Source organism: Gordonia terrae (assembly GCF_051789125.1).
Lineage (GTDB): Bacteria > Actinomycetota > Actinomycetes > Mycobacteriales > Mycobacteriaceae > Gordonia > Gordonia terrae_A.
Genome location: NZ_CP196526.1, coordinates 2,099,060 through 2,113,267, shown reverse-complemented (window position 1 = coordinate 2,113,267; position 14,208 = coordinate 2,099,060). Strand labels below are relative to the sequence as shown.

Annotated in this window: 14 protein-coding genes and 1 tRNA gene; 12 read left to right on the top strand and 3 right to left on the bottom strand. The window is 65.2% G+C overall.

The window, feature by feature from the left end:
* Positions 1–876 precede the first annotated feature (876 nt).
* Positions 877–1,638, top strand: a complete 762-nt coding sequence (locus tag ACSUZC_RS09565; protein ID WP_439032577.1) for a hypothetical protein — start codon at positions 877–879, stop codon at positions 1,636–1,638.
* 60 nt (positions 1,639–1,698) lie between these two features.
* Here ACSUZC_RS09565 and ACSUZC_RS09560 read toward each other — a convergent pair whose 3' ends face one another.
* Positions 1,699–2,580, bottom strand: a complete 882-nt coding sequence (locus ACSUZC_RS09560; RefSeq protein ID WP_439032576.1) for a hypothetical protein — start codon at positions 2,578–2,580, stop codon at positions 1,699–1,701.
* A gap of 112 nt (positions 2,581–2,692) precedes the next feature.
* Here ACSUZC_RS09560 and ACSUZC_RS09555 point away from each other — a divergent pair, with 112 nt between their 5' ends.
* Entirely contained in the window at positions 2,693–2,986 is a 294-nt protein-coding gene (locus ACSUZC_RS09555) for a DUF4190 domain-containing protein (protein WP_439032575.1), read from the top strand.
* 713 nt (positions 2,987–3,699) lie between these two features.
* Here the strand turns inward: ACSUZC_RS09555 and ACSUZC_RS09550 are convergent.
* On the bottom strand, positions 3,700–3,930 hold the full coding sequence (locus tag ACSUZC_RS09550; protein ID WP_439032574.1) for a hypothetical protein: 231 nt from the start codon (positions 3,928–3,930) through the stop codon (positions 3,700–3,702).
* A gap of 140 nt (positions 3,931–4,070) precedes the next feature.
* On the opposite strand from ACSUZC_RS09550, the gene ACSUZC_RS09545 reads away from it, so the two are divergent.
* The 3 genes from ACSUZC_RS09545 (at position 4,071) to ACSUZC_RS09535 (ending at position 6,477) form a co-directional block, all read left to right on the top strand.
* Positions 4,071–4,316: a hypothetical protein gene (locus ACSUZC_RS09545; protein WP_439032573.1), complete on the top strand. Its 246-nt coding sequence runs from the start codon at positions 4,071–4,073 to the stop codon at positions 4,314–4,316.
* Positions 4,317–4,420: 104 nt separating this feature from the next.
* A complete protein-coding gene (locus tag ACSUZC_RS09540) occupies positions 4,421–4,783 on the top strand; it encodes a hypothetical protein (RefSeq protein ID WP_439032572.1) in 363 nt (120 codons plus the stop codon).
* Positions 4,783–6,477 carry a WXG100 family type VII secretion target gene (locus tag ACSUZC_RS09535; protein ID WP_439032571.1) on the top strand — a complete coding sequence of 565 codons (1,695 nt, stop codon included), beginning with the start codon at positions 4,783–4,785 and terminating at the stop codon, positions 6,475–6,477. The genes ACSUZC_RS09540 and ACSUZC_RS09535 overlap by 1 nt, the downstream gene beginning before the upstream one ends.
* Positions 6,478–6,480: 3 nt before the next feature.
* On the opposite strand, the gene ACSUZC_RS09530 is transcribed toward ACSUZC_RS09535, so the two are convergent.
* Complete coding sequence (locus ACSUZC_RS09530; protein ID WP_439032570.1) at positions 6,481–7,797, bottom strand: uracil-xanthine permease family protein; 1,317 nt, start codon at positions 7,795–7,797, stop codon at positions 6,481–6,483.
* A gap of 127 nt (positions 7,798–7,924) precedes the next feature.
* Between ACSUZC_RS09530 and ACSUZC_RS09525 the strand changes: the two genes are divergently transcribed.
* The 7 genes from ACSUZC_RS09525 (at position 7,925) to ACSUZC_RS09495 (ending at position 14,131) form a co-directional block, all read left to right on the top strand.
* Positions 7,925–8,473 carry a PadR family transcriptional regulator gene (locus tag ACSUZC_RS09525; protein ID WP_439032569.1) on the top strand — a complete coding sequence of 183 codons (549 nt, stop codon included), beginning with the start codon at positions 7,925–7,927 and terminating at the stop codon, positions 8,471–8,473.
* A gap of 82 nt (positions 8,474–8,555) precedes the next feature.
* Positions 8,556–10,619 carry an FAD-dependent oxidoreductase gene (locus tag ACSUZC_RS09520; RefSeq protein ID WP_439032568.1) on the top strand — a complete coding sequence of 688 codons (2,064 nt, stop codon included), beginning with the start codon at positions 8,556–8,558 and terminating at the stop codon, positions 10,617–10,619.
* A 38-nt stretch (positions 10,620–10,657) separates the two neighbouring features.
* Positions 10,658–11,464, top strand: a complete 807-nt coding sequence (gene cmrA / locus ACSUZC_RS09515; RefSeq protein ID WP_439032567.1) for a mycolate reductase — start codon at positions 10,658–10,660, stop codon at positions 11,462–11,464.
* Between the two features lie 31 nt (positions 11,465–11,495).
* Positions 11,496–12,095, top strand: coding sequence for an oligoribonuclease (orn, locus tag ACSUZC_RS09510; RefSeq protein WP_439032566.1), 600 nt, complete (start codon positions 11,496–11,498; stop codon positions 12,093–12,095).
* A 102-nt stretch (positions 12,096–12,197) separates the two neighbouring features.
* Positions 12,198–12,270 (top strand) — tRNA-His (locus ACSUZC_RS09505).
* Between the two features lie 190 nt (positions 12,271–12,460).
* Positions 12,461–12,805, top strand: coding sequence for a YciI family protein (locus tag ACSUZC_RS09500; RefSeq protein ID WP_439032565.1), 345 nt, complete (start codon positions 12,461–12,463; stop codon positions 12,803–12,805).
* Between the two features lie 3 nt (positions 12,806–12,808).
* Entirely contained in the window at positions 12,809–14,131 is a 1,323-nt protein-coding gene (locus ACSUZC_RS09495; RefSeq protein WP_439032564.1) for an RNA polymerase sigma factor, read from the top strand.
* Positions 14,132–14,208 lie beyond the last annotated feature (77 nt).

Genomic DNA, 14,208 nt, shown 5'->3' with positions numbered 1-14,208 from the left:
ACCTAAGTCGATCCGTGAGTTCAGGTCGGTTCCAAGCCGGGCAGTGCATTATGTATCTCATCGTAGGGCAGCGACTCTCGGGGCTGCATCCGCAGTCTTTGTCCCAAGACTTGCCCCCTGTCGAAGTCTTCGGACCATTCGACGTAGAAGCCCACGGCATCCAAAGAAATCTCGGTTGCGAATTGAGTAAACCTGCGAGCAGATTTTGAATATTGGGCGACCAACCCTCCCGTCGTCAGAAGCCAGTACCCATCTACCGTCCGATCTGAGCCCATAACGCGCATACGGGCCTCACTGAAGAATGGCACTACCGCAAGCGTGCCCCTATTAGCACCCGAATCGAGATAGTCTCGTATGTCGCCCGGCACCTCACATCCGGCTTCAGAAATACGACACCCAATATGTCGAACGATATACTTTCCGAGTTCAAGTTGACCCGCCGCACGGCCTTTTCGTCCGTAAATCTTTCTAAGTGGTATTGATCGTCCGGAACGGAGTTTGGTCCGATTGTCTCGAATATAAGAACCAAACTGGTCCCATGCGCGGTCAGAAGATTGCGCCCGCTCGTTATTGCACTTCCTGCATAAATTACGGATTCGGAATCTGGCGCGCTTGTCATTGGGACTTCTTAATAACCGTCGTTCCTCGCCGTCAGACCACAGCAACTCGGTTCCCATGGTTCGTAGGTCCGCCGCCTTGAATTTGTGCTCAGAACTGAGGTCAGTCGAACCACACCACCAGCACCGACCATCGAACGGCTGACGCAACGAGTCGACCTGCTCGCTCGTCATCCACTCATCGCCTGCCTGCCCCGGCTCCGTCACACAAGCAACATAGCCCGTCATGCGCGTTCAAACGGTTCTGTATCGTCCTGACATGCGCCTCAGACTTCGGCAGCCATCCGCCGGCCTTGCCGCGCTCCTGGCCCTCGGACTCGGTGTCTCCATCGTGGCTGTCGTCCTCATCGCAGCCGTCGTAACTAACTCCATCGAGTCGCCGCGATTCGACTACGGAAATGTGCCCGCCTGGCTTACCTTCGCCGCCAGCGGAGTAACCCTGCTCGGTGTCGTCGCCGCCTGGCGCAGCCTGAAAGCCAACCTGGCAAACCGTCAAGACGACGAGGCATCGATCGCGCGCCTGCTCGTAAACCGTTGGGAAGCAACACCGGCGAACGGTCGAATCACCGTCACGATCACACTGCGCAACGCAAGCCCGCTCCCCTTTCATCAGATCGAAGTGCTCGGGGTCGCCTACGGCGAACTCGGATGCCAGCAACACGCGCCACGCCGACTACGCGAACGCAAAGCTCCCGAACGCATGTACCTGCCACCCAACGAACAGTTCGTCTCCGTGTGGGTAGTTCCCGATCCCCGCATCCCGTGGGACGCATGGAACGACACGCGACGCGTAACCGTGTTCTATCGGTATCTCGACGGCAACGGGCGCAGGTGGCGCAGGCTCGACGACACAGAGCCGAAACGGGTGTTGCCGCCCTCGCAGTCGCATCGACATCTGACCGCCTTCGAAGACTCGATGCGTGCACGAATCCCGGACGGCGCAAGCGTGGTGGACGCCGACTACTGGCGCGAAGTGCTCGGGAAAGACGCCGCCAAGCAAGTACCCCCCGACGAGACCTGAAACGACCAAAGAGATGCCCCGCCCCGACCCCACAAGGGGGCAGGCACGAGGCACCGCACGTCAATCTCTCAATGTGACCCACGCCGCGAAACCACGAACGCACACGGGGCTGCCCATCTTTACGGGGCAGAGATGGGACCGGCGCCACCGCGCGGCACCCGTCAGGATCTCCGCAACCGTCAGGCCCACATCTCGCCGCACCAACGATCCGGCCAGTCGGCCAGTCGGCCAGTCGCGGTAGGACTGACACGACGCCACCACCGGCTCACGCTCGAACTCGTCGAAGACGACCACCTTGTCCAGCTTCGTCGGGTCGACCCACCACTCGCTAAAGTCATCCGACGTCAGGCGAACACGACCGAGCACATCGGAGTCCACAGTCCTCCACAACGGACGCCCCGACCGCACGCCGCCTCCGTACCAATAGACGCCCAACAGGGCCTCTGGCGGCACCACTGCACACCACAGCTTCATTGCGTTGATACGGCCATCAACCCAAGGCCGCGACCGCGCGAACCTCGGGTCGCCCGCCCACGACAGCCCATGCGAGTAGTCATCGGACAGACGCCACAACGCCACTGGCTCATCGGGCACTGTGTCCATAACCGTGCTCGGCTGCAAGTCGGGCAACGTGATGTCTCCACACAATCCTCGGAACCCAACATCGCGGAACATGCCGATCCACTCACCGCGCGACCGCACAGACACGTCCTCGACATACGCCGCGAACAGATAAACCACCTCAGGCTCAGACACCCGTTGAGCGAGTCGAGCATTAAACGCCCGCACATGCTCGCCGTCATCTACAACGGTGACCGATTCATCGGCGGTAGCTCGAACCCATGCCGCCGCCCGATACAGCGACGACTGCACCTCGTCCGGGAGCATCGTCAACGCTTCTGCGAAGCCCCACAGACTGCCCGTGTCCAACAGATTTGTCATTGCTCATCCACTCTTTCGTTTGCTCACTTCTCCCCCGGGGCGATGCCCCGACCGATCGAACTAGGCTCGCTTCTCCCCCCGGCACGACCCGACTCGTGCTAGACCACAAGCCATGTCGACCACCACGCGCCGAGGCTTCGCCACCGCAACCACCACCGAGACCCCCGACGCTGAACCACTCCGCAAAACCAACGTCTGCGGCATCATCAGCCTGTTCTCCGCGCTCGTGCTCCTGGCGCTACCGGCCATCGTTTTCGGGGCAATCGGCATCACCGAGACCCTGCGGAGGGACGAAGAAGACGGGATCCTCCTGGCCGTGTTCGGCCTCCTGACCGGCGTGGCGGAACTGGCCCTACTGATCCTGTGGCTTGTCCAGACAGACTGGACGATCGGCACCACGTTCTAGCAGTCAGGATGTTGGGGGGTACCCCCTACCTGCGGAAACGGGTCTATATCTGCCCCACAGAGACCCTTACACTCACAGCAAATCTGGCGCTGCATCAATCCCGATTCCTGGCCCCCAGAGCCCCGTACACGACCGAAAACGCCCACACCTGTACCCGAGTGTGGGCGAAGTCGGCTCAGCGCATCTCAGGGCTTGTTCTCGAATCATCTGCGCCAGTGCGGATAGGGCAACAATAGCCTTGTCGGTTCGCCCGATTTTGCTGGAACCACATGAGCGGCAACGTGGTCGGACGTTTTCTAGTCGGTGGACTCCCCCGGCTCCGACCGGGATTTGGTGGCGTAACTCCCAGTCGGAACTTCCGCAGTCCGTGGCACTTGTCGCCGTAGCGGTCGATGCCCTCGGCTTTGGTGAAGGGCACCGCGATCGGCTCGACGCCAGCTTTGCGGCAGCTTTCACGATAGACGCGGAGCCACCTGGACTCCGCCGGCCGATTGTCTTCGCCGCGTTGACGGGCGCGGATCTTGACGGGGTTGTTGCGCTGGTAGGCGCGCACTGTTTCTAGGCGTTGCTCGCGATGACGGGCGTAACTATCTCGTGCTCGTGCCCGACCGCACTCGGCGCAACACGATGCGAGCCCATCGGATCGGTGCCGATCCTTGTGGAACTCGGTAGCAGGTTTCGTTTGATCGCAGACAGGCAACGCTTCTCGTCGCTCACAAGATCACACCGCCTACGCCCACTCTGGGCGACCGCCGATCCTCGAAGGGATCGAACTTCTGTACCCCATCGTCGGCTAGCACCTCATCGACAACGCCCCGTGGGCGCTCATACGGCATTGACAGGACTCCGTTGTCGCGCTCGTCGTCTCGTTCGTTGGTCTCGTTGAGGACGACCAGGACATCGGCGTCTTGGATGCCTCCCACGTACCGGCTCGTATCGGGCACGTATTTATTGGTATTGATTGTCATTAGTAGATACCGTTCACCTGCTCAAAGACACTCCGGCCCACATAGTCAGACCAGCCACCGTCACCGGAGTCGTCCGGTCTGCCACCGCCGACTGGACGGGGCTTGACGGCTGCGTCGTGGGCAACCGCAGGCCGCGTGGTGGCAACCGGGATAAGTACGCTGACGACCCCTACATCGCCCACGCCGACGTCGTCGAGACCATCGCCGCCCAAGCCGACCCCGCCGACACCGTCGCCGCCCTCATCAACGCCGCCTACGCCCGCCACCCATGGATCTCGCCAGTTCTGCACGTAGGCACCGCCATGGCCCTACGCCTCGCACTCGCGCTCAACAGCAGCGGGATCCGCCGACATCCACGGTAGACCCTCCCACCGACAACGATCGCCAGTGGAACCTAACGACGTCCCCGGTGCGTCTTAGTCCCGCACCACCAACTCCGGTGGTCGCAGCCCCTGGAGGACCGATCATGACGCTCCCCGGCCCGCTGTCCGGTTTCCCGCCGTTGCGGTCGCGCACGCGACCCGTGAATGGTTCGGAAACAGACGTTTTCGGAGTCTCACCGTCCGAGGTCGAGCACACGGTCAGGGTCTGGCGCGCCCACGGCGTCGCGATCCTGGCGTGCGACGTCGAATCGATCGGAGCCGTGACCGCACCGTCGAGCCGTGTGGGTACGGCGCTGCGCGAGGCTGCCGGTTCCGCCCGCGCGGCGACCGTATCGATCGGCAACCGCCTCATCGCGATGAGTGAAGCCCTGGAGGGTTTCGAGGCCGCCACCGCGGTCGCCGATGCACGGGTGGGCGCCCGGATTCGCGAACTACAGGAGCGCTGATGCGTCCGAGTATTGCCCAGCTGCGGCAATGGCATCCACACTCCTTCACCGATGCGGGCACAGTTGCAGGCGACACCGCATCGGCGATCGACACCGCCGTCGATGCCGCGGTGCGGACGGTTGACGCGGCGAGGTCGTGGCACGGTGCAACGCATGACGCAGTCCGGCAACGCATCTCACAGGAGCAGGATCATGCCGGCGAGGTGCGCAGTGCGTTGCAGATGATCGCCGACGAGGCATCCGACGCCGGGGCCGACCTGACCCACGCGCGCGACGTCGTGTTGCGCATCGTCGACGCGGCGAGATGGTCGGGATTCACTGTCGGCGACGACGGCTCGGTGTCCCACCCCGATGGCGGCCGGTCGGGACAGGCCGCCGACTTCGCGAACGAGATCGCCGACGCTCTCGCCGTCGTCGACACACTCGACGACCGGTACGGCGCCCGACTCGAGGGGTTCGCGACCGACCTGTCATCGATGATCACCGGCCGGCCTGATGTCACGGTCCCCGGCGGCGTGACGATGGACGCCGATGACGCCGTGCACATGCTGGAGACTCTCGCGCCGGCACAGGTCCGGGCCGTCGTCGAGCAGATGGATCCCGTCGACGTCCGCCGTCTGATCCGAACGGATCCGCATGTGATGGGCAATCTTCCGGGTGTTCCGTTCCACCATCGGATCCAGGCCAACGAGATCAACATCCGCAACGCACTCGCCGACGAGATTCAGGCCGGACGAGGCGGCGGACGCCGCGCGACCACCCTGCGAGATCTGCTGACGCCGGCACCGAGTCCTGGTGCGAGTGGTGACCGCCGGGGCGTCGACGCACTGGCGGAGCGGCAGTTCATCACGTTCGTGAACACCCCTCGGGGACGGATGGTCGAGATGATCGGCTCCCTGCGGCCCGGCACCCGGAACACCGCCACGTACGTGCCCGGAACCGGCACCGATCTCGATACCGCGGGCGGTCACAACCGCACGGCCGCAGCCGAACTCGCCGCTCTGACCGCCGGTCCGGTCTTCCTCTACCTCGACGGCGACCTGCCGCCCGACCTCATCGCCGCGGCCGACCCCGTCTTCGCGGCCGCGATGGCCCCGCGCCTCGAGTTGTTCGGTGCCGAGCTCGACGCCGAGATCCAGCGGCACTCCCCCGGCGCCACGACGACCTTCGTGGGGCACTCCTACGGCGGGTCGATCGTCGGAACCGCAGAACAACTCGGCCTGACACCCGATCGCGTCATCCACGCGTCGTCGGCGGGCACCGGCATCTACGACGCCCCACACCCGAGTGGCGTCGACCGATACTCCCTCACGTTCCCCGGCGATCCGATCCACTACTCACAGTCGCTGCCGGGCAACCCGCACGGACGCGACCCGGACACCGAACCCGGCGTGATCAGACTCGACACGGGAACCGTCACCATCGACGGGCGCGAGCACCACGGTGGGCTCAAGACCCACGGCGCCTACTGGAACGACCCCGATTCGACAGCGTTCCGGAACATGGTCAAGGTCATCACCGGAGCGGAACCCGACCTCTACCGCCCGCGATGGCCCGACGTCCCCGAGCTACCGCCACCCCCACCCGGGAGTCCGGCACCCCTGTGGTGGCTTTACCCCTTCAACGATCGCGCCGACGGCGACATCGACCTGCCGGGCTCGATCCCGGACATTCCGTTGCGGCTGCCCTGGTGAGCGCTATGCGGTGCGGTCCGGCGCGTCCTTGGCCACGTCGACCGTCCCTCGCCATCCGCCGATGACCCGCATCGAGTGGTAGATGACGAGTGCGGCGACCGAACCGAGGGAGATGCCCGCGAAGACGAGGTCGCCGATCTGCCAGGTGTAATCGGCGATTCCGATGATGAGCGGGATGGCCGCGGTGAACTGGTTGATCGGCTTGGAGAAGTCGACCCTGTTGCTCACCCAGATCTGCACGCCGATGATGCCGACCAAACCGTAGAGCGCGGTCGTGACACCACCCAGCACACCGGGCGGGATGGCGGCGATGACGGCGCCGATCTTCGGTGAGAGTCCCAGGAGGATGGCCGCCGCGCCGGCGACCCAGTAGGCGGCGGTCGAGTACACCTTCGTCGCCGACATCACCCCGATGTTCTCGGCATAGGTCGTCGTCGCCGAGCCGCCGCCGCTTCCGGCCAGCATGGTCGCCAGGCCGTCGGCGGCCAGGGCGCGACCCATGGAGTCGTCATAGTCCCGTCCGGTCATCATCGCCACCGATTTCACGTGACCGATGTTCTCGACCACCAGCACCAGGACGACCGGCAGGAACAACGGCAGGACACCGAGATCGAACGTCGGGGTCTGGAAGTCGGGCAGCCCGACCCAGGCGGCGTCGCCGATCCCCGAGGTGTCGATGTGGTCCTTGCTGTCGTCGATCCAGTCGAGGACCAGGGCCAGAACATAACCGACGACGACGCTCAGGAAGATCGCCAGACGTCCGAGCAGACCGCGGAAGAGCACTGCGGAGGCGACCAGCAGCACGAGGACGATGGTCGCGAGAACCGGGTCCTCGACGAAGTTGTTCTTCGCGGCCGGTGCCAGGTTCAGACCGATGAGCGCGACGATCGCTCCGGTGACCACCGGCGGCATCAGCGTCTCGATCCACCGGACGCCGGCGAAGTGGCTGATGAGTCCGATGATCACGAGCATCGCGCCCACGGCCACGAGCCCGCCAAGCGCCGAGGACGCACCATCCGAGGCGACCGCGGCCGTCACGGGCGCGATGATCGCGAAACTCGAGCCGAGGTAGCTCGGGAGCCGGTTACGGGTGATCAGCAGGAACAGGATCGTGCCGATGCCCGAGAACAAGAGGGTCGTCGACGGCGGGAACCCGGTCAGCACGGGCACCAGGAACGTCGCCCCGAACATGGCGACCACATGCTGCAGACCGATGCTCACCGTCCGGGGCCACGTGAGCCGCTCCTCCGGCGCCACCACTTCGTTGTCGGTCAGCTTCCACGACAGCAGGTTCTGGGACCTCGTCCCCGGATCACTCATGCCGAACAGTTTGCGGCACGCGCGGCGCGAACGCCGCACATGTCCCAGGTCCAGCGCCTGAGCATATGCAACTCGACTCATATACACCTTGTTGCATAGTGCACTGTTGCAGTGTTAGCTTGCTCTCATGGCGCTCGAACACGCGATCCTGGTGTCGCTCGCGGAGCGACCGGGAACGGGCTATGAGATCGGTCAGCAGTTCGACCGGACCATCGGCTACTTCTGGTCGGCGACCCACCAGCAGATCTATCGGACGTTGAAGAAGCTTCTCGACGACGACCTCGTCAGCGTCGAGTCGATCAGTCAGGACGGGCGTCCGGACAAGAAGGTCTACACGATCTCCGACGCCGGGCGAGATGCGCTGGCCGAGTGGGCGATGACCCCGACCCCCGTCCAGCCGCTGCGCAGCGACATCGGGGTGAAACTGCGCGCCGCGGAGTTCGGCGATCTCGCCGCGATCATCGGCGAGATGAAAGCTCACCGCGACGCGCATCTCGCACAACTGAAGCTCTACACCGGCTTCCAGTCCGATTACTACCCCGAACCCGACGCCCTCACCGGACGCAAACTCCACCAGTACCTTGTTCTCCGCGGCGGCATCCGCCAGGAGGAGGGCTATATCGAGTGGTGCGACGAGGTCATCGCCGGACTCGAGCGCGAGCTCTCCGGGATGTGAACCATCTGCGCCGCAACAATAATCACGGTCATCCCCACCCAGTAACCGACTTCTGATGTCACCGACAAGGAAAGGTCGCGCCATGTCAGCCCACACGGCACAGCCCAACATGCACTACCCGCACCTGTTCACGCCACTGCAGATCGGTGGCATGACCATAGAGAACCGGCTCGTCATGGGTTCCATGCACACCGGCCTCGAAGATCGCTTCTGGGACACCGACAAACTCGCCGCCTACTTCGCCGAGCGCGCGAAAGGCGGTGCGGGGCTGATCATCACGGGCGGATTCGGCACCAGCCGCACGGGGCTGCTCGCCTTCGCCGGCGGCAAGATGACCAACGTCGTCGACATGACCCGCCACAAGCGCGTGACGAAGGCCGTGCACGACGAGGGCGGCAAGATCGCGATGCAGCTGATCCACGCCGGCCGTTACGGATACACACCGTTCAAGGTCGCGCCGGGCACCGATCCGTCGCCCATCCACCCGTTCAAGCACCTCCGGATGACCGAGCCGATCATCCGCCACGTCATCAGGTCCTTCGGACAATCCGCCAAACTGGCGCGTAAGGCGGGCTATGACGCCATCGAGATCATGGGTGGCGAAGGCTATCTGATCAATCAGTTCCTCTGCCCGCACACCAACGACCGCACCGACAAGTGGGGCGGCAACACCGAGAACCGTCAGCGTTTCCTGGTCGAGGTCATCAAGGAGATCCGTCGCCAGGTGCCGCGCGACTACCCGGTCATCCTGCGTCAATCGATCGCCGACCTGATCCGCAAGGGACAGACCTGGGACGAGGTCGCGCTGATGGCCCGCAAGGCCGAGCAGTACGGCGTCGACGCGATCAACACCGACATCGGCTGGCACGAGGCGCAGGTTCCCACCATCGTCACCTCGGTCCCGCGCGGCGCCTTCGTGAAGTTCACCGAACGTCTTCGCGACGAGGTGTCGATCCCCCTCATCGCCGCCAACCGCATCAACACACCCGAACTCGGCGAGGAGATCCTGGCGAACGGCCGCGTCGACGCCATTCAAATGGCACGTCCGTTCCTGGCCGATCCGCATCTGGCGAACAAGGCACGCGAGGGCCGATCCGACGAGATCAACACCTGCATCGGCTGCAATCAGGCCTGCCTCGACCATGCGTTCGTCGGCAAACACGTCTCCTGCCTGGTCAACCCGATCGCCGGCCGCGAGACCACCCTCATCCTGGGCCCGACGCGAAAGGCCAAGCGCGTGGCCGTGATCGGCGCGGGACCGGCCGGCCTGTCGGCGGCCGTGTCCGCTGCGCAGCGCGGCCACAAGGTCACCCTGTTCGAGGGCGGCGACTCGATCGGCGGTCAGTTCTCCATCGCCTCAAGGATTCCGGGCAAAGAGGAGTTCAAGGAGACGATCCGGTACTTCACACGCCAGATCGAGGTGCTCGGGATCGAGGTCCGCCTCAACACGCGCGCCGTCGCCGACACGATCATCGCCGAGAAGTACGACGACGTCATCGTCGCGACCGGCGTGGTCCCTCGCATCCCGGCCTTCCCCGGGGTCGACCACCCGATGGTGATGTCCTACGCCGATGCCGTTCTCGGACATCGGGAGATCGGCAAGCGCGTCGCCGTGATAGGTGCCGGCGGAATCGGCTTCGACGTCAGCGAGTTCCTCACCACCGATGAGTCCCCGACCCTCAATCTCAAAGAGTGGGAACAGGAGTGGGGTGTCACCGAGGATCCCGAGAAGCCCGGCTTCGTCACCAAGCCTCGCCCGCTCCCCCCGGTTCGGCAGGTCTTCATGGTTCAGCGCAAGGCCGGGAAACAGGGCAAGTCGCTGGGTAAGACAACCGGATGGGTTCATCGCGCCACGATGAAGATGAAGGGCGTCGAGCAGATCACCGGGGCCACCTACGACAAGGTCGACGACCAGGGCCTGCACCTGAGCTTCCGCGACGACGAGGGCAACGTCACCGAGACCCGCGTCCTCGAGGTCGACAACGTGGTGATCTGTGCCGGACAGGAATCGGTGCGCGATCTGATCGATCCGCTGACCCTCGCAGGCGTGACGACGCATGTGATCGGTGGCGCGGACCACGCAGGCGAACTGGACGCCAAGCGCGCCATCCGCCAGGGCACCGAAGTCGCCGCCGGGATCAACTGAGCGTCCGGGGCTGAGTCGGCGGCGGCTACCATTGCGACATGCCGGTACCGCCGCCCTCAGCCAATGCTCGCGCCGTCGTCACCGGCGCGTCGTCCGGAATCGGACGCGAGCTCGCGCGAGTACTGGCCGCCCGGGGACATTCGGTCATCCTGGTCGCCCGCCGCGGTGAGCTCCTCGAGGATCTGGCCGGAGAGCTCCGGAGCCTCCACCGGGTGTCGGTGGAGGTGCGTGCCGTCGACCTGTCCGACCCCACCAAGGTCGAGGTCCTCGCCGCAGAGTTCGCGGGCCGCGAGATCTCGATCCTGTGCAACAACGCCGGCATCGCGACATTCGGTGCGGTCGCCGATCTCGACGCCGACTACGAGCGCGCGCAGGTCCGGTTGAACGTCAATGCGGTCCACGACCTCACCCTTGCGGTCCTGCCGCAGATGGTCGAGCGGGGTTCGGGCGGAATCCTGATGGTCGGGTCCGCGGCCGGGAACATGCCCATCCCCAACAACGCCACCTATGCCGCGTCGAAGGCGTTCGTGAACTCTTTCAGCGAGTCGCTACGCGGCGAGGTGTCCGGACAGGGCGTCCACGTCACCCTGCTCGCGCCGGGACCTGTGCGCACGCACACTCCAAGCCCGGACGAGGCATCCATCGTCGACAAGGTCGTCCCGGACTTCTTGTGGCACTCGTCGCAGAAGGTCGCGGAGATGAGTCTGGATGCGATGGCGCACAACAAGATGCGAGTCGTTCCGGGAACCCTGTCCAAGGCGATGTCGGTGGCAGGCGGTTACACCCCCCGCGGCGTGGTCGCCCCCATCGTCGGCGGTTTCTACAAGAAGTTCAGCGCAGAGTAGACGAACGCCCGGGGTTGGCTAAGGTTGTCGGGTGCAGGACAAACTGGTGTGGATCGACTGCGAGATGACCGGACTCCGACTCGAGTCGGACAAACTCATCGAGATCGCGGCCCTCGTGACCGACGGCGACCTCAACATCCTTGGTGACGGCGTCGACGTCGTCATCCATGCCGACGACGAGGCGCTGGCGGCGATGCCGGACGTGGTGACCAAGATGCATGCGGCGTCGGGACTCACCGAGGAGGTGCGGGCGTCCACGGTCACCCTCGCCGAGGCGGAGAGGATGGTCCTCGACTACATCCGCAAGCACGTGACCACCGCCGGAGCGGTCCCCCTCGCCGGTAACTCGATCGGCACCGACCGCGGTTTCATCACCCGAGACATGCCCGAACTCGACGCCTACCTGCACTACCGCATGGTCGACGTCAGCTCGATCAAGGAGTTGTGCCGACGCTGGTACCCGAAGGTGTACTTCGGTCAGCCGGAGAAGGGCCTCGCGCACCGCGCGCTCGCCGATATCCGCGAGTCGATCCGCGAGCTGCGGTACTACCGAGCAGCGGCGTTCGTGCCCGCTCCCGGCCCGGACACCGATGCCCTCGCCGCGATCGTCAAGGACCTCGGCCCCGCCTGAACACGCTGGTCGGGTAACCGATTGGAGTTCTGCGGCACCGACCCGCTAGAGTATTGATGGCTCTGAGACCCGGCGCTTACGCCCAGGTTTCCGACGCCGATGGTGGATGTAGTTCAGTTGGTAGAGCACCAGGTTGTGATCCTGGCTGTCGCGGGTTCGAGTCCCGTCATCCACCCCGACGAAGCCCCGTCTGCGAATCGCAGGCGGGGCTTTTTCGCGTCCCGAAACTTTTCCGCCGTGCTGTCGATACCCGGAACCGCCGTACGTCACCATGGTGTCGGACCGATCCGGTTCGGCACCATGGCCACATCGGCCTTGAACTGCAGTCGGCCTGCAACCGCAGTCGGCCCAGAACTGGAGGAACGATGAAGTACGCATTGCTGCTCATGGGACACGTCGACGATCCGGCGTGTGGTGAGGATGGCGGCGCGAGCCCCGAGGAGTTCTTCGCCTTCGACGAGGAGATCACCAAGGCCGGTGTCGTGGTCAGTTCGTTCGCTCTGGAGGACGAGCGTGCCGTCGTGCACACCGACGACAGCGGGGAACGCGTCGTGGCATCGTCGGGTCCATTCGCGGAAGTCCGCGAGTTCGTCGGCGGGGTCTATGTCATCGACGTCGCGAACGTCGACGAGGCGATCGAGTGGGCCCGACGCAGCCCCGGCTCGGCGCCCGGCGGTCATGTCGAGATCCGGCCGCTCGCACCGTACTGATCGATGACGGGTCCTCCCCACCGCCCGGCAACCACGGAGTCCGCGGAATCCGCGGAATCCGTGGCCCGCCGGGCGGTGTCCGCCGTCGACCGAGACGTCCGCGCGCGTGTACTCGCCACTCTCACCAGGAGATTCGGCGACCTCGACCTCGCAGAGGACGCCGTGCAGGATGCGATCGCGCAGGCGCTGACCACCTGGTCCCGAACCGGGGTACCGGACTCACCCGAGGCGTGGCTGACGACGACGGCCAAACGCAAGGCACTCGACGTGATACGCCGCGAATCCGTCCTCGCCGGAAAGCTCGCGCGGCTGCACGCCGACACCGAACGCGTGCCGGTGCATCCGGATTTCGCGGACCCGGCCGATGCGCCTCCACCGGAACTGCCCGACGAACGACTCGGCATGTTCTTCGCGTGCACCCACCCCGTGCTGCGCGCCGAGGACCGGATCGCACTCACCCTGCGTTTCGTCACCGGGCTGACCACCGCGGAGGTCGCGCACGCCCTGCTGATTCCGGTCCCGACGGCCCAGCAGCGAATCGTACGCGCCAAGAAACGGATCGGCGCGCTGGGTGTTCCGTTCACCCCACCGCGCGAGGGCGATCTCCCCGCCCGGCTCGGTGGGGTCCTGCGGGTGGTCTATCTGATGTTCTCCGAGGGTTACGCCCGCTCGGCCGGCGACGCACACGTCCGCGACGACCTCACCGGCGAAGCGATCTCTCTCGCACGAACCCTGCGCTCGCTGCTCCCCCGCGCCGAGACGACCGGGCTGCTGTCATTGTTGCTGCTCACCCAGTCCCGCCGTCCGGCGCGACTCGACACGGACGGGCGTCCCGTTCCGCTGGACGACCAGGATCGCGAGCTGTGGGACCGGGACCTCGCCGTCGAGGGCATCGCACTCGCCGAAAGCGCTGCGGCACAGCCCGATGCCGGGCCCTACACGATCCAGGCCGCGATCGCCGCGGTGCACGCCGAAGCGCCCACGGCCCCCGAGACCGACTGGACACAGATCGCGGTCCTGTACCGGCTTCTGGAAGCGCACGATCCCGGGCCCGTGGTGCGCGTCGGTCGCGCCGTCGCCGTCGGCCGCGCCTACGGGCCGGCTCGTGGCATCGAGATGCTCGATCGGTTGCGGTCGGACAAACAGCTCGACCGCTTCCGGCCCTTCCACATCGCGCGGGCGCTCACGCTCTCCGAACTGGGCGACAACCGCGGCGCGGCCGACGCGTACCGTCGGGCGCTCGAGCTGCCCGGCAATGTCGCCGAGGACGACTATCTCACCGACGCACTGTCCGGCCTCGTGAACGAGACGCCGTCCGATCGGTGAACTCCCATCAGGAGCCGCATTCTTTCGCCCGCCGACGTGCGAAGAAACCCGGCCGTAAAACCGATGACACACCGCCG